This is a genomic window from Kribbella sp. NPDC050124 (assembly GCF_044460355.1).
In the GTDB taxonomy this organism is placed as follows: Bacteria; Actinomycetota; Actinomycetes; order Propionibacteriales; family Kribbellaceae; genus Kribbella.
Genome location: NZ_JBITJU010000007.1, coordinates 225,189 through 246,065, shown reverse-complemented (window position 1 = coordinate 246,065; position 20,877 = coordinate 225,189). Strand labels below are relative to the sequence as shown.

Genomic DNA, 20,877 nt, shown 5'->3' with positions numbered 1-20,877 from the left:
GATGGACGTCTCGGCCTGGTCGACACAGCAGCTCGCCGAGTTCGTCGCGGTGGTCTCGACCGCGCGCAGCGAGGCCGAGGCCGCGAAGATCGCGGTCGAGCGCGCGGCGGAGGCGCTGGACGCCGAGGTGGCAGCGATCGTGTCGGGTGGCGAGTTGATCGCGGCCGTCGGCTACCCGGAGGGTGCGGTCCCGCTGGGCGACCTCGAAGCGGTCCGCCCAGGGAGCTCCCGGCAGCTCGACGTTCCGGGTGTGGGGATGTGTCAGGCGTCGTTGGCGTTCCTCGAGCACCCACCGGGCTCGACCTTGGTGGTGGCCCGGCACGACGACCTCACCCGCGAGGAGACGGGGCTCATGCGGGGGATGGCCAGGATCACCGCGATCACGATGCGGATGTTGCGCGTGCTGTACGACGAGCGCGCTGCCCGGGCCGAGGTCGAGCGGCTTGCCCGCGAACAGACTGCTCTGCGGCGCGTGGCGACGCTGGTCGCGACCGGCGCGTCCCCGGCCGAAATCTTCGCGGCAGTCACGGCGGAGGTCGGGCAGCTGCTGGGTGCCGACTTCACCGAGCTGACTCGGTTCGTGCCGAACGAGGCGAAGACTGTGGTCGCGGCGTGGAGCGCGAACGGCCGGCCGGTCCCGCTGGTCGGGCCGAAGCCGCTCGGCGGGCGCAACTTGTCGACGCTGATCCATCGGACCCATCAGCCGGAGCGGCTCGAGTACGACGAGCGGAGTACGCCGCCTCCGGCTGTCACCGGACGGGTTCGGATCCGGTCCGCGGTCGGGGTGCCGATCATCGTGCAAGGCGAACTGTGGGGAGTGATCGCCGTCGGGTCGGCGGGGGACAAGCCGGCGCCGCCACACACCGAGTCCCGGCTCGCCGACTTCACCGAACTGGTCGCGACCGCGATCGCCAACGCCGGAGCACAGACCGAGCTGAAGGCGTCCCGCGCGCGAATCGTTGCCAGCGCCGACGAGGCGCGGCGCCGGCTCGAGCGCAATCTCCATGACGGCGCGCAGCAGCGGCTGGTCACGCTTGCGCTGCGACTGCAAGCCGCTCAAGAAGCTGTGCCGGCCGAGCACGCGGAGGTGGCCGAGCACCTGAACAGGGTGGCCGCCGACCTGTCGACAGCCCTCGACGAACTACGGGAGATCGCCCGCGGCATCCACCCGACGATCCTCGCCGAGGGCGGACTCGCGCCCGCGCTGCGGACGCTGGCCCGGCGGTCCCCGGTCCCGGTCGACCTCGCCGTACGAACGAACGGACGGCTGCCCGAGCGGATCGAGGTGACCGCGTACTACGTGGTGTCGGAAGCGCTGACGAATGCGGCCAAGCACGCGAACGCCGAGGCGATCACCGTGCAGGTCGAGACCGTGGAAGGGACCATCCGCCTCACGATCAGCGACGACGGCATCGGCGGCGCGGATCCCACCCGCGGCACCGGCCTCGTCGGCCTCAAGGACCGAGTAGAAGCCGCCGACGGCAAACTGACCATCACCAGCCCACCCGGCCAAGGCACCCACCTCACCGCCGAACTCCCCCTGAACCCACCCCTCAACCTCTGACCGCGGGCGGCCAGATCGATGCCAGGTGGTGGATTTCGAAGGAGTGGACGTGCAGGTTGCCGTCTGTTGTGAGGCGGAGGTTGTCGCCGGGTTCGACGTTGTGGCAGGCGTAGTAGGCGCCGTTGGCGGCGAAGATGGCCAGTTGGCCGCGGTCGATGAGGAGGCGGAGGGTGAGGGTGCCGTCGGTGGCCAGGGGTACGCCGTTGAGTTGCTCGGAGGCGAGGTCGTAGGTGAGGTCGACCCCGGGCCGGACGTGGAGGGTGAAGGAGGTTGCGGTCGTCTTGGTGAGGTCGAAGGTTGCTTCGACGTCGACGGTTTCGGCGGGTTCGTCGATCGGGGTGTCCGGGGTGACGAGCGTGGGGCCCAGCGTTCTCGTCGTACGGCGGAGGGCCTTGAGTTCCTCGACGGGTTGGCTGTGGATGCGTGGGCCGTCGGGAGTTGTGACCAGGCGTTGCTCGACCGGGAAGCTCGCGTTGCCGGTCCAGGTCGAGCCGCGGTTCTCGCCCTGCCAGGCCATCGTGACCACGCGGTCGTCGGGCAGGTTGTCGAAGGACTGCGCCGCGTAGTACGGGCCGGCTGCCGGACCGGGGTTGGCCGTGATCGTCTGCGGTGTCGTCCATGCCGTGGTGAACTGCTTGCCGTCGAAGTCGCCGACGAGGTACGAGCCGCGGCCGTCGCGCAGTACCCAGGCGACCTCGCCGGCCAGTGTCGTCGGTGTGAAGTCCGGGCATTCGAAGAACCAGTCGGCCACCAACCGGCTGGTCCGTTCCCAGTCGCGCAGATTCGGCGACACGAAGAAGTCCACGCCGTTGCCGTCGTTGTCGGACCAGACCACCATCACCCAGCGCTCACTCGACGGGTGCCACACCACCTTCGGGTCCCGGCTCTCGCGACCGCTCGGCTGAGCGACGACCCGGCCTTCGTCGTACGCCGTGAACGTCATGCCGCCGTCGAGGCTGTAGAACACCCGCACGCCTTGGGTGCCGGTGAACACCAGGATCGGGTCGTGGTCGCCGTCCTTCAGGCCAGAAGTGTTGTGTACGTCGACCACGCCGCCGCCCGACCACAGTTCGCCAGGGTGGATCGCGGGATCGAGAGCGACTGGTTGCTCCGTCCAGTGCACCAGGTCCGGACTGGTCGCGTGACCCCAGTGCATGGTGTCCCAGACCAGGCTGTGCGGGTTGTGCTGGAAGTAGAAGTGGTAGACGCCGCGGTAGTGCAGCAGCCCGTTCGGGTCGTTCATCCACCCGCGCCGCGGGCTGAAGTGGAACTGACCGCGATTGCTTTCCTGGTAGTCGGTCACGGCTGTCCTTCCGTTAGCGGGGACGGCGGTACTCGCGGGTCGGCAGTGCTGGGAGGTCGTTCGATCCACCGGGCAGCTGGTACCAGTAGGCGACGCTGGTGACGTCGTCGGACCGCTCGAAGTGCCCGTGGTCCCAGGCGCCGATTTGCTGCAGGGTGACGCGCAGTCGCTCGTGGAAGATCACCGGATCCGGCAAGTGCCAGCGGTACATGCCGTGCGACTGCAGCGTGCTGGTCGCGAACCCTGATGCGCGTGTGGTGTCCTCGGCCGAGTAGAACGGATAGCCGCAGTACGGCGCACTGAACGTGAGCGGGACCGGGGGCGGATCATGCCGCAGCGCGTCCTGGAACGCCCAGGCGCCGCCGGCGTAGTCCTCGAGCCCGGTGCTGCACTGGGTCGGGTAGGCATCGTCGTCGTCGATGTAGAACTTCAGCTCGCCCTCGCCCCACCAGTAGCGCTCCAGTGCGGTGAGGCCGACGTACGTGCCGACATAGTTGCCGCTGCCAACGACTCCGTCGAGGACGACGTGGTCCTCGGCCGGTGCGGTCGAGCCGTTGCTCCTGCGCCAGTGCACGTGGAAGCGGGCGGTCTCGTCGTCCAGCTCGTCGTCCACGGTGTAGTCGATCTGGTAGTAGATCCCGTCGACCCGGCCAGGGTGCTCGCTGGTGAGCTCGAGCCTGGCGTGCCGGCGGAACGGCATCGGGAAGTAGCTGTTCATCCCGCCGGTCGGCGCGACCACGATCGGAACCGAGGTGACGAGGGCACGTTGACCGAAGCCGTTGCAGAAGAAGTCCCCCAGCGGTATTTCGACCGCGGGCCGCTCGTCGCCGTCCCACCAGATCCGCAGGACGAGGTCCCGCAGTACCCAGGGACCTGCGGAGGTCCTGTCCGGGACGGTCATCCAGAGGTGCCGGATCACGCCGGGGCCGGTGATGTCGGCCAGAGTGGCTGTCTCGCCCGGGTCCAGCGAGATGGCCGGCCGGCCTTTGCGGGACGGGCCGAGAGCCGAGGCGGTCATGGCTGCTTGGCCTGGTGCGCCGGTCGGGTTCTCGGCGTTGATCGACCGGCTTCGACGTCGGCCGGGGGATCGGGTGAGGGCGGTCCAGTCGGTCATCTGAATCCTCTGGGGCGGCGGACCTGACACGTGTTAGGTCGAACCACCTAACAGGTGTGAGGTCGCGGGTGTCAAGGGCCGTTCCGGGCTCTGGTGAGGTGTCAGAGGCGTGCCGGTGGGGCGACGGTCTCGCGGACGACCGGGAGGCAGGGAAGTCTCCTGGTGCCGACTTCGCCGGGGGCCTCGCCGGCGATCCGGGCGAGGAGTTCGGTGGCAGCGAGTTGGCCCATTTCGCGGTGGGGGAGCGCGATCGTGGTGAGGCCTGGCGGGACTTCGGCGGCCAGGAACTGCTCGTCGTCGTACCCGATCACCGACAGGTCGCGGGGGACGGAGAGGCCGAGCGAGGTGGCGGCCAGGATGACGCCGATGGCGCCGCGGTCGTTGGCGGCCAGGATCGCGGTCGGGCGGTCGGGGCGCTGGAGGAGTTCGAGGGCGGCGGCGTGGTTGGAGCCGAGGCTGTAGCGGGCGGGGACGATGGCGTCCGTGACCGGCAGACCGGCGGCTTTCATCGCCGCGGTGAAGCCCTGGATCCGGGCGGTCGTGGCGGGGGAGTCCGCGTTGCCGGTGATGAAGGCGATCCGGCGGTGGCCGGCCTCGAGCACGAGCTCGGCGGCTGAGCGTTCGCCGCCCTCGTCGTCCGGGATGAAGGCCGGGAGCGAATGGTCCGGGAGGAACGCGTTGGCCATCACCAGTGGCAGGCCCGGCGGTACGTCGAGGCGGTCGACCCGCCGTAGTCCGGCGTCGGCGCAGATCAGGCCGTCGACGTCCCGGGCCCGAAGCGTTGCCATTGCGCCGTCGACGTACGCGGGATGCTGCCAGGTGTCGATCGTCAGGATCATGTACCCGGCCTCGAGCGCAACGTCACTCGCGCCCGACAGCAGTGGTCCGGCGAACGGCGCGCTCGCGATCGCGTCGGTGACGAGGCCGATGGTCGCGGTCCGCTGCCGGCGCAGGTTGACGGCCGACGCGTTGGGCACGTAGCCGAGCTCACGCGCGACCGCACGGATCCGCTCCTGCTTCTCGGCGTCGACCATGCCGGCGGCCCGGCCGTTCAGCACCAGCGACACCGCCGAGCGCGACACTCCAGACGCCTTGGCGATATCCGCCGACGTCACCCGCCGCTGCCCCATCACTCCGCCCTCGCTAGACCGACCGGCCCAGCATCTCACGCACCCCCGAGCCGGCACGGCCGACGGCAAGCCACCGCCGGCTGTGCCGCGTCAGCCGCGGGGTTAGGCCTCGGCCGTCTGCCAGTTGCTGCAGGCGGTGACTACAGGGCCGTTGCGGCCGCACCCATCGAATGAGTCCCCCTGTCGTCGGCACCTGAGCCTCCACCTCGAGGGGACCCGCCTGCCAGGGTTGACGAAACTCACAGGCCCCTTGGTCCCGCGGTTGTTAGAGTTGTCTCGTGCAATATCTCTTCTTCCTCTGACAGCCAGGGCCCCGCGGTCACTGTGCACGGTTCGACGTGCCGGCCGCGGTTCTTCGTGTCCGCTGTCCGTTGCACGTCATCGAATCCCTGGCCGTTCTGTGCCCGGGATTCGTCTCGGAGGAAGTATGTCCACCACTGTTGTCCGTTCCCGTGCCCATCTGACCGCCACCGACGTCAGCGTCGCGCGCGGGGGCAAACCTGTTCTGACCGGAGTCGACCTGACCGTCTCGGCCGGTGACCGGCTCGGCGTGGTCGGCGAGAACGGCCGGGGCAAGACCACCTTGCTGCAGATCCTGGCCGGGCGGCTCGCGCCCGACTCGGGTCAGGTCCATCGCGCCGGCGCCCTCGGGATCGCCGACCAGGAGATGCCGATCGCCGACGACCGTACCGTCGGCGATCTCATCGATGTCGAACTGGCCGACATTCGCGCGGCGCTCGCTGCGCTCGATGCGGCGACGGCGGCCCTCGCCGAGGCCCGGCCGGACGCCGACGACGAGTACGCCGAGGCGCTGAGCGCAGTCGAGGCACTCGATGCCTGGGATGCGGATCGCCGGGTCGAGGTCTCGCTGGCCGCACTCGGTGCGATCGACGATCGGAGCCGGTTGCTGGCCGACTTGTCGGTCGGTCAGCGCTATCGGATCCGGCTCGCGTGCCTGCTCGGTGCTGGGCATGACCTGCTGCTGCTCGACGAGCCGACCAATCACCTCGACGCCGACGGCTTGGCGTACCTGACGTCCGAGCTGCGGGCGCACCAAGGCGGTGTCGTCCTGGTCACCCACGACCGTGCGCTGCTGGCGGACGTCGCCACCACAGTGCTCGACCTGGACCCGACCAGCAACGGCCGACCGCGGATGTACGGCGGCGGCTACCAGGGCTACCGGGAAGGGCGCGAAGCCGAACGCGAACGGTGGGAAAGTGCCCATCGTGCGCAGGTCACCGAGCGGCAGCGACTCGCCGACGACCTGTCGGCAGCGCAGAACCGGCTGTCCACCGGATGGCGGCCCGACAAGGGCACCGGCAAGCACACTCGAGCCACCCGGGCGCCGGGTCTGGTCCGAGCGGTGCATCGCCGTCAGGAGGATCTGGAAGCGCACGTCATGGATGTCCCACGTCCGCCGCTGCGATTCCGCCTTCCTGAGCTGCCTGCCCGCCCGGGCTCGACGCTCGTGTACGCCGCAGACGTAGCAGTCGCGGGACGACTCGAACGAGTCGACCCGCTCCTGCTGCGGTCCGGCGACCGGCTCCTGATCACCGGGGGCAACGGTTCCGGGAAGTCCACCCTGCTGTCGGTGCTGGTCGGAACGCTGGCCCCGACGGAAGGCGTCGTACAAACCGGACCGGGAGCGCGGATCGGCCTGCTCGCACAGGAGTCACCGGCACCGTCGCGACGGCGTGCGATCGATGCGTACGACGCCGCACTCGGCCGCATGGTGAGCGCCGGGAAGCTGGCCGAGGCCGATCGGGTGTCGCTGGGTTCGCTGGGGTTGTTCGGGTCCCGGGATGCGTCCCGGCCGGTGGCCGAGCTGTCCATCGGGCAGCAACGCCGTCTGGACCTGGCGATCCTGCTCGCGTCGCAGCCGCACGTCGTACTCCTGGACGAGCCGACCAACCACCTGTCGATCAGCCTGGTCGACGAACTGACCGAGGCCTTACAGGCAACGCCCGCAGCAGTCCTGATAGCCACCCACGACCGACAACTCCTGCGCGACACCACCAACTGGCCCCGCCTCACGCTCCCGCAGGACAGCTAGCGGGTCAGGTCGAGGCGCATCAGGATTCGGGGGTGACCGGCCAGGACGGAGGTTGTGTCGGCGGCTTTGGTGAAGCCGGCGCGTTCGAAGTTCTTGCGGATACCGGCGTACGCCATGGTGAGGTCGACCTTGGCGTCGCCGTTGTCCAGCGGGTACGCCTCGATCGCCGGTGCGCCGTGCTCGCGCGCGAAGTCGACCGCGCCGGCGATCAGCGAGTGCGTGATGCCCTGCTTGCGGTGACCGGGACGAACGCGGATGCACCACAGCGACCACACCGGCAGGTCGTCGACGTGCGGGATCTTGCGATTGCGGGCGAACGACGTGTCCGAGCGCGGTGCGATCGCAGCCCAACCGACCGGCTCGTCGCCGTCGTACGCGAGGACGCCGGGCGCGAGCTCGGCGCGGCACAGTTCGGCGACGTACTCACCGCGGGCCGGACCGCGCAGTTCGTTGTTGAGCTTGGACGGGATCCGGTAGCTCAAGCACCAGCAGACGTTGGAGTTCGGCGACTTCGGGCCGAGCACGGCCCGCACGTCCTCGAACACCGACGCCGGACGAACCTCGATGGCCATGGGTCCACCATCTCAGAGGTGCCGGCGCAGTCCACCGCGGGACTCGCTGGTCGGTGCGCCCGAACGACAGTCCCTTGAGCTGCCATCCCACCTCCGGAGGTCCAATCCCGGAGACGCTATTCAGCCGGTGGGTCAGCGCTACCAGTTCGTGAAGGATCCGTCGGGCTTGCGCAACTGGGGGAGCTCACGGGACTCGGCGCGGAAGGCGCGGGCGCGTTCGCGGTCGATGTCGACGCCGAGACCGGGCAGGTCCGAGAGCAGCACCCGCCCGGGGACGACGGTCGGGCGAGCGGTGAACAAGTCGGCCAGCTCGGGCGCGGGCTCCGACTGGTGCTCCTGGATCGCAGCGCTGGGACTGGCGAGGTTGAGCTGCAGCGACGAAGCCGCGGTCACCGGGCCGAGCGGGTTGTGCGTCGCCAGCTTGACGTAGTGCGTCTCGCAGCCGGCCGCGATCTTCCACGCCTCGGTCAGGCCACCCGCGATCGCCACGTCGACGCGTGCGTAGTCGATCAGCTCGGTCTCGATCAACCGGGCGAACTCCCACTTCGACGCGAACTGCTCACCCGCAGCCAGCGGTACGCCGGTCCGCGCCCGCAGCATGCGATACGTCTCCGGATGCTCCGCGCGGATCGCGTCCTCGACGAAGTACGGCCGGGCCGACTCGATCTCCCGGCACAACGTCAACGCCTCCGGCGGGTCGAGCCGGGTGTGCACGTCGAGGATCAGTTCGACATCGGCACCGACCACCTCCCGAACCTGGTGGAACAACTCGATCCCATGCCGGAGCGTACGGCGTTCGTCCAGCACGTCGTCGTCGTGCGGCACGGAGAACCGCAGGTGCCGCCAGCCCTCGGCCACCAACGTCCGGCAGCGTTCGAGGAAGCGGGGACGATCGTTCATCCCGTCCCCGACGTGGACGTAACAAGGCACGTGGTCGCGCACCGGCCCACCGAGCAACTGGTGCACCGGAACGCCGAGTGCCTTGCCGCGGATGTCCCACAACGCGACGTCGAGCGCGGCGATCGCCGAGGTGAGGATGCGGTCGGCGGGATAGAAGCCGCTGCGGAACATCAGCTGCCACAGATGCTCGGTCCGCAGCGGGTCCTCGCCGGTGATCAGCTCTCCCAAGTGGTCGAGCCCGCCGGCGACCGCACGCTGCCGGGAGCGGACGCCCACCTCGCCGATGCCGTGGATGCCCTCGTCGGTGTCGACGACGACGAGCATCATCGCGTCGCCGCGGTCGGGGAGGGTGAGAACTTCCCAGCCGGTGATCTTCATCGAGCCTCACTGTGTTTCAGAAACGTTGCGGGACAACTCCATGAAACCTCGCGGCTTGCTGTTGGCGCAAGTCGGAGGCGTGCGGAAAACAAGCCCATCTGAGGAGTTGACATGTTTCGGGATCGATTGCAAACATGTTGCGAACGAGTGACGGAGGTGGTCCGGATGGCAGTGACAGTCAGGGACGTGGCGAGGGCGGCCGGGGTGTCGGCTTCGACTGTGTCCCGGGTTTTCACCGTGCCGGAGCAAGTGCAGGCCGCGACCCGGGACCGGGTGGTGGAGGCGGCGGCCCACCTCGGCTACCGGCCCGATCCGGCGGCGCGGACGTTGCGCAGCGGGCGGACGGAGTCGCTGGGTCTGGTGATCCCGGACATCGCCAACCCGTTCTTCCCGCCGATCGTCAAGGCGATGCAGACCAGGGCGCGCAACCACGGCCAGACGCTGCTGGTCGCGGACTGCGACGAGCGGGAGGCGGACGAGCTCGAGACGATCGGAGCGATCGTCAAGAAGGTCGACGGTCTGGTGCTGTGGGCATCGACCCTGTCCGATCCGAAGTTGCGGGAGCTGGCCGCGGAGATCCCGCTCGTGCTGGTGAACCGGCACCTGCCCGGCATCCCGGAGTTGCACGTCTCACTCACCCCCGGTGTCACGCAGGCCGCCGAGCACCTGCGGGCGCTCGGCCACACCAGCTGCGTCTTCGTCAACTGCTCCCGTCCGGAACACCTGCGGGGCAAGTCGATAAGAGAAACCTTCGACGCGCAGGGGTTGGCGCTCGTCGAGCTCGGGCCGTACGAACCACGCTTCGAGACCGGGCTGCACGCGGCGACCCTCGCGATCGCGAACGGCGCCACCGCGATCCTCGCGCACAACGATCTCGTCGCGGTCGGGGTGCTGCACGGCCTGGCCGCCGCCGGCGTCGACGTACCGGGGGAGGTGAGTGTGATCGGGATCGACGACACGCTGCTCGCCAGTCTGTCGATCCCAGCGCTGACGACGATCCGGATCTCACCGCAAACCGTGGCCACCCACGCCACCGACCTGATCGTCGCGGCGATCACCGGTGCTGTCACCAGCCTGCTGCCGGTGGAAGTCGGCTCGCGCCTCATCCCGCGCGCGTCGACCGGCCCCGCACCACAACGCGCCTGACCATTCAGCACACCAGTCACCACACCAGTCACCACACCGCGCAGTACCAGCGCGGCCAAGCGCCGACTCGCCCACGGCGCGCAACTCATCCACGGCGACGGGCCGGCGGCTCGTCGTACGCACTCCCCTGGAGAACAGACATGGCTACATCGACGCGTGCCCGATACCTGGTGGTTGGCGCAGCGGCAGCCCTCGCGCTGACCGGCTGCTCGGGGCTGGCCCCCAGCAAGAGCGACGACGGCGGCGGGACCGGATCCGCGATCGTGCTGCGGGTGCAGGGCATGCCGGCCGCGACCGACAAGGCCGCGCTGGAGCAGTTCAACCGGCTGGCCGACGACTTCGAGGCGAAGAACCCCGGCATCACCATCGAGGGCACCGAGAACCGCTGGGACCCGCTGACGTTCTCCGCGAAGCTGGCCGGCAAGACGATCGAGGACGTCATCCAGGTCCCGCTCACCGAGCCGCAGGGTCTGATCGCGCGCAAGCACGTGCAACCGATCACCTCCTCGCTGAAGGCCTGGAACCACTACACCGAGTTCAACCCGCAGGTCCTGCAGCCGCTGAGTGACAGCGCGGGGGAGGTGTACGGCGTCCCGCAGGCACCGTTCGCGCAGGGGCTGGTGTACAACCGCGCACTGTTCACCAAGGCCGGCCTGGACCCGGACAAGCCGCCGGCGAACTGGGACGAGGTCCGGGCCTACGCCAAGCAGATCAGCGCGAAGACCGGGAAGGCCGGGTTCGTGCACGAGGCGAAGGGCAACACCGGCGGCTGGCAGCTGACCATGCTGACCTACACGCACGGCGGTTCGATGGAGACCGAGCAGGGCGGCAAGTTCGTTGCCGCGTTCAACAGTGAGCCGGCGAAGAAGTCGCTCGAGCTGCTCAAGGCGATGCGCTGGACCGACAACTCGATGGGCCAGAACCAGCTGATGGACCAGGACGACGTGGTCAAGCAGTTCGCCGCCGGCCAGATCGGCATGTTCATGGGCACCCCGGGCACCTACCGGCTGGCCAAGATGAAGTTCGGCATGAAGAACACCGCGGACTACGGCATCACCGCCCTCCCACAGGCCGGTGGGAACGCCACCCTCGGTGGGGCCGAGGTGTTCATGGTCCCGGCATCGGTGTCGAAGAAGAAGGCGGAGGCCGCCGCGAAGTGGCTGCTGTTCGCCAACGCCGAGCCGCAGTACAACCCGGACGTCGCCGCCGAGCGGGCGAAGGCGCTCGCCAAGGACCCGGAGGCCGCGGTCGGCGTGCCGACGCTGCCGATGTTCAGCGTCGAGCAGCAGCAGAAGATCGACGCCGCGATCAAGCCGCACGTGAACGTCGAGCTCGAGCACTTCAAGCCCTGGCTGGACGGCACGCCGAAGCTCGAGCTGCGTCCTGAGCCGCCGATGGCGGCGCAGAAGCTCTACACGATCCTCGACCCGGTGGTGCAGTCGGTCCTGACCAAGCCGGACGCGGACATCGCCGCCCTGCTGACCAAGGCCGAGGCGGACGCGAACAAGATGCTCGCCACGGAGCAGAAGTGACCGCACTCCTGGCGCCCGCGCCGCAGCGGGACACCGTCGCCGTCCAACCGGCGCCGGCGTCCCGCAGGCGGGCCGCGCTCCGCCGCGAGCTCCTCGGCCTGCTCTTCCTCGCGCCGGCCCTGGTGGTCTTCGGGTTGTTCTCCTGGTGGCCGATCCTGCGCGGACTGCTGATCTCGTTCCAGAGCACGAACTTGGTCGATCCGGCCGTCTGGGTCGGCCTGGAGAACTTCCGGGCCGTCCTGACCGATCCACTGGTCGGCACGGCGGTGCTGAACACGCTGCTCTTCGTCGCGCTCGGCCTGGTCATCGGGTTCCCGGCGCCGATCGTCCTGGCCGCCCTGATGTCGACGGTACGGCGTGCTGGCGCGGTGTACCGGGTTCTGGTGTACCTCCCGGTGGTGGTGCCGCCGGTCGTGGCGATCCTGTTGTGGAAGTGGTTCTACGACCCGGGCACCGGGCTGTTCAACCAGGCGCTCGGCCTGATCGGTCTCGGCCCGTACCCGTGGTTGCAGTCGCCGGAGTCGGCGATGCTGAGCCTGGTGCTGGAGGCAACCTGGGCGGGGATGGGCGGCGCCGCCCTGATCTACCTGGCCGCGATGACCGGCATCCCGGCCGAGCTGTACGAAGCGGCCGAGAGCGACGGCGCGGGGATCTGGCGGCGGATCTGGCACGTGATGCTGCCGCAGTTGCGACCGGTGATCGGGCTCCTGCTGCTGTTGCAGCTGATCGGCACGATCCAGGTGTTCACCGAGCCGTACATCTTCACCCAAGGCGGTCCGGACAACGCGACCCTGACCATCCTGCTGCTGATCTTCCGCTACGGCTTCCAGGACGGCGAGTACGGGCAGGCTGCCGCGCTGTCCGTCGTACTGGCGATCGTCCTGGCGGCGCTGTCCGCGGTCTACCTGCGGTTGACGAGAAGCTGGAGCACGACGTGAGTGAGCAATCGACGACGTTTGCCTCGAGCAATGACCTGCGAAGGCCGCCGGTGGCGTTCGCGCTCCGGACCGCGCAGGTGCTCACCCTGATCCTGCTCCTGGTGATCGGGGTCGGGCCGCTGTACTGGACGATCAAGGGCGCCATCTCGCCACCGTCGGAACTGGTGGCGCATCCACTGCGGTTGTGGCCGATCGAGCCGGACTTCGGCAATTTCGGCACCGCGTTCACCGAGCTCAGGGTCGGCCGGTACCTGTGGAACACGGTGCAGGTCGTGTTCGGCTCGTGGTTCGTCCAGCTGTTCGTGGCGATGACCGCGGGGTTCGCGTTCGCGGTGATCCGGCCGCGGATCGGTCGCTACGTCTACGCGGCGATCCTGGCCACGATGTTCGTCCCGTACACGGTGTCGCTGGTGAGCTTGTTCCTCACGGTCCTCGAGGTGAACCTGCTCGACACCTACTGGGCGATCTGGTTGCCGGCCGGTGCCAACGCGTTCAACGTGCTGCTCGCGACCCGGTTCTTCGAGGCCCTGCCCCAGGAGTTGTACGACGCCGCGAAGGTCGACGGCGCGAGTACCTGGCAACTGCTCACCCGGATCGTGCTGCCGATGAGCCGGCCGGTGATCGCGGTGATCAGCCTGCTGGCGATCATGCACTCCTGGAAGGAGTTCATCTGGCCGCTCGTGGTGATCTCCGATCCCACCCTGCAGCCGATCAGCGTCGCGCTGGTGAACCTCGTCGACGCCGCTCCGCTCGACGAGCTCATCGCCGCGATGGCGATGGCGCTTGCCCCACCTGTCCTCGTCTTCCTCGTCCTGCAGCGCTACGTCGTCGCGGGCCTCGGCTTCACCGGTGTGAAGGGGTGATCGGCAATGGAAACACCGATCAGCAGGCGGATCGTCCTCGGCGGCACGGTGGCTGCGACAGTCGCCGGCGCATCCGCGATTCCTGCGTACGCCGCCGACGTACAGATCACCGACTCGGCGGGGACCGTCAGCCTGGTCGCCGTACCTGACGGTGCCGGTGTCCCGGGCTACGTGAAGGTGCTCGACGGCGGTGGCGTCCATCGGTTAGAGCTGACGACGTTCGAGTACGCCTACGGGACCGGCGAGACCAAGGTTGTGCAGCGGACGACCGGGATCACGTCGATCAGGTCGGACAGCGCGCAGCAGTTCACGATCACCTACACCGCGCCGGTCGGCTCGGTCGTCGGGACGTTCGCGGTCGGGCTGCGGAAGGCCCGGGTGCGCTGGGACGTGACTGGCGTGGCGAACTTGCGGACCGACTCCTTCCGCTTCGCCCGGGTCGTGAAGGGTACGGCGTCCGAGGACTACGACCCGGTGGCGCTCTGGAACCGCGACCGCGACCCCACTACGGGAGCTCTGCGCGGCGGCATCCCGTTCGAGACCACGAACGGCGTCGGCTACTCCTACACCTGGTCGGACAACCGGACCTTCGTCCGGGTGCCGCAGAGCACCAAGGGCTTCACCAACGGCGGCTACCTGCACGCGGTAGGGACGGCGATCAACAGCTCCAGCGGGTACGTCGAGAGCAACGTCGTCCTCGGGGTGATGCGACCGCACTCGGCCGGCGTGATCGCTCGCGACGGCGACCTCGGGATCGACCTGTGGACCGACCAAGCCTTCAACCTGTGGCCCACCGGCGGGTCGAAGACCGTCAACCTCCAAGTGGTCAACGCGAGCCTGACCTCTCGGACGGTCCGCGTCGACTGGCTGGTCCGGGACTGGAACAACACCAGCACGACCGGGACAGTCAGTGGCACCGTCGGCGCCCGCGCGGTCTGGAACGCGTACTTCCAGGTCGCCCTCGGTGGTCGTGACGTTCGCTTCGTCGAGGCAGTGGTGTACGACGCGACCGCGCCGACGACCGAGGTCGCGTTTGCCCGCACCAACCTCGCGGTGTTGTCGGCGTACTCCTACGGGGATGGCGACGCCAGCATGTTCGGGATGGCGAACTTCGCGTATCTCGAGCGGCCGTCGTCCGGCGCCGTGCTCGATCTGATGCAGCTGATCGGGATGCGCTGGGTGCGGACGGCGTACCGGAACTACAACAACTTCGGCGCCTCACCCGGGCCGACGGTCGACGCTCTGGACGCGGAGGGCTTCGCGCACAACATGCAGTTGGCCGGCGAGCTTCCGTGGGACGGTGGCGGCGCGACGTGGGCCGACGACATGGTCGGCCGCGCGATGTACTCGGGTGCCCAGTACTACGAGTGCGGCAACGAGCTGAACCTCACAGCCTCGGACCGGACGCCCGCCGAGTACGTCGACAACGTCCTGGTTCCGTTGCGCGCGGCAATGACTGCGAAGGGCGCCACCTTCAAGGTGATGCACTGCGGGCTGGCCGGCTTCCCCGAGCAGTGGGTCGCCGACTTCGGCGATGCGGGCGGTTGGGAACACGTCGACGTACTGGCGTACCACCCGGGGCGCGGCAACTACGTGGCGGACTACGACCCGCCGCAGCCGTGGTCGAACGAGACCCGCTGGAACTTCCTCGGCACGCTCCGCAAGGCCAAGGCGACTGCCGTTGCCAACAACAAGGAGCTCTGGCTCACCGAGGCGTACGCCGTGACGCGGCCGAACCGATGGTGGTCCGACACCCACCGGAACGCGGCCGAGAACGTGCTGCTCCAGCTCGCGCTGGCGAAGGTGTACGGCGTCCGCGGCGTGACCTGGTACACGCTGAACGACTCGATTCAGTTCCAGCCGATGGAGGCCGACCCGGACGATCCGGAGTACCACTACGGCCTGCTGAACCGCGACCTCAGCCCGAAGCCGTCGCTGCTGGCGTTCGCGACCGTCGCGCGCTGGCTCGACCAGTCCACCTGGCTCGGCTGGGCCGACCTGGCCGATCCACAGCTGTTCGGCCTCGTCTTCAGCGGGCCGGGCGGCAAGGTGAACATCCTGTGGTCCCGCAAGGACGGGTACCTGCTCATCACCGACCCGGCCCGCCGGATCCCCAGCAGCACCGAGTACTACCGCACTCCCGAACCGTGGGAGGACCTGTGGCCGACGAAGACCAGCGCAACGCTGCCGACGCCGGCCGCGACCACCACCGTGCGCGAGCTGAACTGCCTCGGCATGGACGTCGCCACCCATCAGGCGAGCAACTCGCAGGTGACCGTCACCCTGGACGGCGCCCCGCGGATCTTCATCGGCCTCGCCCTGCCCCTGCAGACCACCGGAGGAACGCCATGACACAACACGTATCGAAGCCGTCCCGCCGGACCTTCGTGGCCGGATCGATCGCCGCCGCCGGAGTGGCCGGCGGGCTGCTCCCGACCGGAACCGCCCGGGCGGCGACGGCGTACACGCTCAGCGCGGACGGGATCTCGGTCGTCGCCCAGACCGACGGGACCGTGGTGGTCAGCGACGGCGCCGGCACCGAGCGGGTCCGGATCGCACACTTCCAGGTGAAGGACACCGTGCTCGGGAACCAGCGGACGTTCGGTGGTACGCCGTCGCTGGTCACGCTCGCGGACGGCCGGCAGGCGATCCGGGTCGACTACCGGATGGGCGCGGCCGGGGCTGGGATCACGGTCACCGGGACGTTCGACGTCACCGCCCATCGCCTGCACGTGCGCTGGGACGCGACGAGCTCGAACACGATGTACCTCAACTCGCAGTTCCACCGGACCGTGGTGAACGCGAGCGGGCCCGAGCGCCCGACCGCGATGACCCGGTGGAACCGCGACGCGGGCGGCGGCGTGCCGTACGAGACCAACGACGGCATCGTCTACGCCTCGTCCTGGCCGGACCTCACCGCCTACTTCCGCCTCGAGTCCAGCCGCCCCGCCTGGACGACCCCGTCCTGGATGCACATCGTCGGCACGTACGACGCGTTCGGGGTGCTCGTGCACGAAGCCGACCTGGTCCTGGGTGAGATGCGACCGGCCGCCGCCAACGCCGCTGCCGTCGCCCGGCCGGTGGGCGTCGACGTCTGGACCGACCAGCCGTTCAACCTGTACGAGGTCGGCGAGGTGATGTCCGTCAACGCGCAGGTGGTCAACGGTGGCAAGACCTCCGCGTCGATCCAGCTCACCTGGTTCGCTCGCGACTTCGACGGCCGGAAGCTCGCGGGCGGGTCCACGACGCTCATGTTGGCGGCGGGGGAGAGCACCGACCGGACGCTGACCGTGCCCGCGCTCAAGGAACAGGGCATCGCGTTCGTGGAGGTGAAGGCGTCGACCGGTGGCGCCGAGGCCTTCGCGCGGACGACGCTGTCCACGCTGCCGCCGTACGAGTATCAAGGCGGTGGCATCTTCGGCATCGCGAACTACCCCTGGCTGCTCGAGCCGAGCAAGGAAGACGTGGCCGCGCTGATGCAGCGGATCGGCGTTGCCTCGGTGCGGATCGCCTACAACGGCGCACCCGGGATCGCGCCGGACGAGCTGCGGGCGCTGGGCATCATGACGAACATCCAGCACGGCGACGTAGTCTTCGACTCGACGCCGGAGCAGGCCAAGGCCTGGGCTGCCGAGCTCGTCGACGTCGTGGTCGACGCCGGCGCGCGCTACTTCGAGGTGGACAACGAGCGCAACCAGCCGTGGATGTCCGGCCTGTACGCCGACAAGTACATCCGCGACGGCCTGCGTCCCGTGGTCGACCGGCTGGCCGAGGTCGGGTACGACGTGAAGGTGATGAACAACGGTCTCGGCGGGATGGACGTCAACTGGACCGACAACTTCCACGCCGCCGGCGGCTGGGACCTGATCGACGTGTTCGCGTTCCACCCCGGTCGCGGCAACTTCACCCCGGACTACGCGCCGACGCCGGACGAGTGGGTGACCGGTGACAACGGCACCTACTGGAACTTCCTCGGTTCGGTCCGCGAGGCCAACCGCCGGATCGCCGAGTACGGCGGCGGCAAGGAGCTGTGGCTGACCGAGGCCTACGCCTGCACCCGGCCCAACTACTGGTGGAACGACACCATGCGCCAGGCCGCGGAGAATGTGCTGCTGACGATGGCGCTGAGCAAGGCCGAGGGCGTCGACGGCGTGAACTGGTACCAGCTGCACGACAGCACGATCCACCACCCGCAGGAGGCCGTGCCGAGCAACACCGAGTACCACTTCGGCCTGATGAACCGCGACCTGTCGGCCAAGCCGTCGCTGCTCGCGTTCGCCACCGGCACCCGGCTGCTCGAAGAAGCCGAGTTCGTACGCTGGCTGGACTTCTCCGGGGTCGACCGGAACCTCAAGGGCCTGCTGTTCGAGACCCCGGACGGCCCGGTGTCGATCCTGTGGAGCCGCAAGGACGGTTACCTGCTGAACGCCGACCACGCGCCGAACCAGCCGTACTACCCGCACCCGGAGGTCTGGCAGGACGACTGGCCGACCAAGACGACGCTCGTCGTACCGCGCGACCGGATCACCGAGACGGACTGCATCGGCCGGCGCCGGGAGCTGGACGGCAAGCTCGGCCAGGTGACCTTCCGGGTCGACGGCGCGCCCCGGATCTACCACGGTCTGTCGGCACGCCCGGAGCAGCTGGTGCGCTGCGGATGAAACGAGTGCTTGTCACCGGGGCGGCCGGCCGGATCGGGAGTGCGGTGGTCACGGAGCTGCTCGGCCGAGGGGTCGAGGTGACGGCTCTGGTGCTTCCGGGTACGGAGGCCCCGGTGCAGGGAGTGCGGTTGGTCGAAGGTGATGCGTCCGATCCGGTCAGTTGCCGTGAGGCGCTGGCCGGTGCGGATGGCGTCGTACACCTTGCTGCTTTGCCCGCGCCGAACCGGGGGACGCCGTACGAGGTGTTCGGTGGGAACACGATGGCGACCTTCACGTTGCTGGAGGAGGCGGGGGTCGCCGGGGTGCGGAACGCTGTGCTGGCGAGCAGTTACGCCGCGAACGGGCTGCCGTTCGCCACACAGCCGCGGAGTCCGGACTACGTGCCGGTCGACGTGGACCTGCCGAGTCAGGCCGCGGATCCGTACGCGTTGTCCAAACAAACCGATGAACTGACCGCGGCGATGATGGCGCGGCGGCACGGGATGAGCGTGATCGCGCTGCGGTATCCGTTCGTGGGTGGTCTCGAGGATCGGCTGCTGCCTCGTGCGCAGCAGATCGCAGCGGATCCGGCTGCTGGGGCAGCGGATCTGTGGTCCTATCTGGACACGCGGGATGCTGCGCGGGCCGCCGTGCTGGCGCTTCAAGCGAGTGGGACGCATGTCTTCCACGTCGCGGCTCCGCGCACGCTCGCGCCGTACCCAACCCTGGAGTTGGTACGTCGCTTTCACCCGACGACCCAGCTCCGCGCCGAGCTTCCCGGCCGGACGACTCCGCTCGACCTGACCGCGGCCGAACGGATCCTGGGGTTCAGCGCAGAATATGAGCTAACGCTGGAGCGTCGTACATGTTGATCTCGGCGATGGTGCCGTCGGTGTCCCGGATGATGTGCGGCAGCGCATTCCACCGGGCCACCTCGAATCCGACCGTGATCAGGTGCTCACGGGCCGGTCCGGAAGCGAACGGATCCGGGCAATCCGCCCGGCGCGTGTGCCACGCTCCGTCCCGGTAGTAGGTTTCGACGGCCGGCTCAACATGTCTAGGCATCCACAACTCCACGTCACGACGACAGATCCCCCCGCCCCCAGCCCCACCCCGCACCCCTGCGACATGTCGAGTCCCATGATTGAACCATCCCCAACCCAGACCGAACAGGGCCTAAAGTCCCACCACCAAGAAATTGCCGCCGGCGTGGTCGCCGTCGCGAATGTTGGTTCAGGCGTCTGATGTGAGGGTTTTTGTGTAGGCGGCTACTGCTTGGAGGGATTTCTCGTCGGCCCAGGACCATTTAGGGCGTGCGGTTGAGATGCCTTCGTAGGGCTCGTCTGCGTAATGGTGTTGGAGTTTGGCGAGTTTTGTGGTGAGGGTGGCTCGGATGGTGGCGTACGACGGGTTGTCGGCGACGTTGGTGAGTTCTTCGGGGTCGGTGCGGAGGTCGTAGAGCTCCCATTCGGGCGCGAACAGGCGGTCCGACGAGCCGGGTACGCCGAGGCCGGCGCCGTAGTAATGGATGAGTTTGAAGTCCTTCGTGCGTACGCCGTAGTGCGCCGGTGCGTGGTGGATCGGGTCGTCGTGTTCCCAGTAGCGGTAGTAGACGGCGTCCGGCCAGTCGTCGACCGTGTCACCGCGCAGCAGCGGCAGGAAGCTGCGGCCCTGTGAGGTCGGGAGTACGTCGGCGGCGTCCAGGCCGGCCATGTCGAGGAAGGTGGCGGCGAAGTCGACGTTGGTGATCATGGCGTCGCAGGTACTGCCCGCGGGGATCGCGGACGGCCAGCGGATCAGCATCGGCATCTGCAACGACTCGTCGAACATCAGTCGTTTGTCGAACCACCCGTGGTCGCCGAGGAAGAACCCCTGGTCCGACGTGTAGACGACGACGGTGTCCTCGGCCAGCCCCTCGGCCTCCAAGGTGTCGAGCAACCGCCCGACGTTGTCGTCGATCGACTGCACGCACTGCAGGTAGTCGCGCAGGTAGCGCTGGTACTTCCACCGCATCCGCTCGACCCGGTTCTCCGGACCCCGCAGCTCGGCCGGCAGCTCCTCGCCGAGCTCGTCCGCGCCGAGGTCGTCGGCGACGGACATCCGGACGCCGCGCACGGCCCGGCTCCGGCTGCTGTGGTCGTCGAACAGCGTGCTCGGCTCCGGGATCGAGCCGATCGGGTACAGCTCCTTGTGCTTCTCGTCCGGCACCCACGGCCGGTGCGGCGCCTTGTGGTGCACGAGCAGCAGAAACGGCCGGTCCGGGTCGCGGTCCCGGATCCAGTCGATGCTCTGGTCGGTGACGATGTCGGTCGCATACCCGGACACGGTCTCGGCGCCGTCCGGCCCGATCATCAACGGGTCGACGTAGTCGCCCTGGCCCGGAAACACCTTCCAGGAGTCGAAGTGCCGCGGCGCCGACTCGGGGCGCTCGCCGAGGTGCCACTTGCCGAACAGCGCGGTCTGGTAACCGGCATCGTGCAGCACCTCGGCGAAGGTCGGGACCCGGTAGTCGATCTCGGTGAAGATCGAGGCGACCCCGTTCACGTGGCTGTAGGTGCCGGTCAGGATCGACGCCCGCGACGGCGAGCAGATCGAGTTCGTGCAGTACGTCGCATCCATCCGCACCCCCTCAGCGCCGAGCCGATCCAGCTGCGGCGTCCGGTTCACCTTGCTCCCGTACGCCGAGATCGCGTGCGCGGCATGGTCGTCGGACATGACGAAGACGATGTTGGGTGACGGCATTA

16 protein-coding genes are annotated in these 20,877 nt (G+C 68.7%); 9 read left to right on the top strand and 7 right to left on the bottom strand.

What is annotated here, in order from left to right; translation table 11 throughout:
- Position 1: 1 nt before the first annotated feature.
- Positions 2–1,564 (top strand): GAF domain-containing protein, encoded by a 1,563-nt coding sequence (locus ACIBL3_RS19275; protein ID WP_396354766.1) that lies wholly within the window; start codon positions 2–4, stop codon positions 1,562–1,564.
- On the opposite strand, the gene ACIBL3_RS19270 is transcribed toward ACIBL3_RS19275, so the two are convergent.
- The 3 genes from ACIBL3_RS19270 to ACIBL3_RS19260 all read right to left on the bottom strand — a co-directional run bounded on the left by ACIBL3_RS19270 (position 1,554) and on the right by ACIBL3_RS19260 (position 5,096).
- Entirely contained in the window at positions 1,554–2,867 is a 1,314-nt protein-coding gene (locus ACIBL3_RS19270) for a glycoside hydrolase family 32 protein (protein ID WP_396354765.1), read from the bottom strand. The genes ACIBL3_RS19275 and ACIBL3_RS19270 overlap by 11 nt on opposite strands.
- A 13-nt stretch (positions 2,868–2,880) precedes the next feature.
- A complete protein-coding gene (locus ACIBL3_RS19265) occupies positions 2,881–3,981 on the bottom strand; it encodes a glycoside hydrolase family 172 protein (RefSeq protein WP_396354764.1) in 1,101 nt (366 codons plus the stop codon).
- Positions 3,982–4,082: 101 nt separating this feature from the next.
- Positions 4,083–5,096 (bottom strand): LacI family DNA-binding transcriptional regulator, encoded by a 1,014-nt coding sequence (locus ACIBL3_RS19260; RefSeq protein ID WP_396354763.1) that lies wholly within the window; start codon positions 5,094–5,096, stop codon positions 4,083–4,085.
- Positions 5,097–5,538: 442 nt separating this feature from the next.
- On the opposite strand from ACIBL3_RS19260, the gene ACIBL3_RS19255 reads away from it, so the two are divergent.
- Positions 5,539–7,164: an ABC-F family ATP-binding cassette domain-containing protein gene (locus ACIBL3_RS19255; RefSeq protein ID WP_396354762.1), complete on the top strand. Its 1,626-nt coding sequence runs from the start codon at positions 5,539–5,541 to the stop codon at positions 7,162–7,164.
- On the opposite strand, the gene ACIBL3_RS19250 is transcribed toward ACIBL3_RS19255, so the two are convergent.
- Both ACIBL3_RS19250 and ACIBL3_RS19245 read right to left on the bottom strand, forming a co-directional pair.
- A complete protein-coding gene (locus ACIBL3_RS19250) occupies positions 7,161–7,736 on the bottom strand; it encodes a GNAT family N-acetyltransferase (protein ID WP_396354761.1) in 576 nt (191 codons plus the stop codon). The genes ACIBL3_RS19255 and ACIBL3_RS19250 overlap by 4 nt on opposite strands.
- 138 nt (positions 7,737–7,874) lie before the next feature.
- Positions 7,875–9,014 (bottom strand): mandelate racemase/muconate lactonizing enzyme family protein, encoded by a 1,140-nt coding sequence (locus tag ACIBL3_RS19245; protein WP_396354760.1) that lies wholly within the window; start codon positions 9,012–9,014, stop codon positions 7,875–7,877.
- Positions 9,015–9,179: 165 nt separating this feature from the next.
- Between ACIBL3_RS19245 and ACIBL3_RS19240 the strand changes: the two genes are divergently transcribed.
- The 7 genes from ACIBL3_RS19240 (at position 9,180) to ACIBL3_RS19210 (ending at position 19,005) form a co-directional block, all read left to right on the top strand.
- Positions 9,180–10,160, top strand: coding sequence for a LacI family DNA-binding transcriptional regulator (locus tag ACIBL3_RS19240; protein ID WP_396354759.1), 981 nt, complete (start codon positions 9,180–9,182; stop codon positions 10,158–10,160).
- Between the two features lie 140 nt (positions 10,161–10,300).
- A complete protein-coding gene (locus tag ACIBL3_RS19235; RefSeq protein ID WP_396354758.1) occupies positions 10,301–11,692 on the top strand; it encodes an ABC transporter substrate-binding protein in 1,392 nt (463 codons plus the stop codon).
- Positions 11,689–12,630, top strand: coding sequence for a carbohydrate ABC transporter permease (locus ACIBL3_RS19230; protein WP_396354757.1), 942 nt, complete (start codon positions 11,689–11,691; stop codon positions 12,628–12,630). Before ACIBL3_RS19235 ends, ACIBL3_RS19230 begins: the two co-directional genes overlap by 4 nt.
- Positions 12,627–13,493 carry a carbohydrate ABC transporter permease gene (locus ACIBL3_RS19225; protein ID WP_396354756.1) on the top strand — a complete coding sequence of 289 codons (867 nt, stop codon included), beginning with the start codon at positions 12,627–12,629 and terminating at the stop codon, positions 13,491–13,493. The genes ACIBL3_RS19230 and ACIBL3_RS19225 overlap by 4 nt, the downstream gene beginning before the upstream one ends.
- Before the next feature lie 6 nt (positions 13,494–13,499).
- Positions 13,500–15,845: a hypothetical protein gene (locus ACIBL3_RS19220; RefSeq protein ID WP_396354755.1), complete on the top strand. Its 2,346-nt coding sequence runs from the start codon at positions 13,500–13,502 to the stop codon at positions 15,843–15,845.
- Positions 15,842–18,154 (top strand): hypothetical protein, encoded by a 2,313-nt coding sequence (locus tag ACIBL3_RS19215; RefSeq protein ID WP_396354754.1) that lies wholly within the window; start codon positions 15,842–15,844, stop codon positions 18,152–18,154. The genes ACIBL3_RS19220 and ACIBL3_RS19215 overlap by 4 nt, the downstream gene beginning before the upstream one ends.
- Complete coding sequence (locus ACIBL3_RS19210) at positions 18,151–19,005, top strand: NAD-dependent epimerase/dehydratase family protein (protein WP_396354753.1); 855 nt, start codon at positions 18,151–18,153, stop codon at positions 19,003–19,005. The genes ACIBL3_RS19215 and ACIBL3_RS19210 overlap by 4 nt, the downstream gene beginning before the upstream one ends.
- Here the strand turns inward: ACIBL3_RS19210 and ACIBL3_RS19205 are convergent.
- Both ACIBL3_RS19205 and ACIBL3_RS19200 read right to left on the bottom strand, forming a co-directional pair.
- The gene (locus ACIBL3_RS19205; protein WP_396354752.1) at positions 18,962–19,198 is read right to left on the bottom strand and encodes a hypothetical protein; all 237 of its coding nucleotides are present in this window, start codon (positions 19,196–19,198) and stop codon (positions 18,962–18,964) included. The genes ACIBL3_RS19210 and ACIBL3_RS19205 overlap by 44 nt on opposite strands.
- A gap of 168 nt (positions 19,199–19,366) precedes the next feature.
- A complete protein-coding gene (locus tag ACIBL3_RS19200) occupies positions 19,367–20,875 on the bottom strand; it encodes a sulfatase (protein WP_396354751.1) in 1,509 nt (502 codons plus the stop codon).
- Between the last annotated feature and the right edge of the window lie 2 nt (positions 20,876–20,877).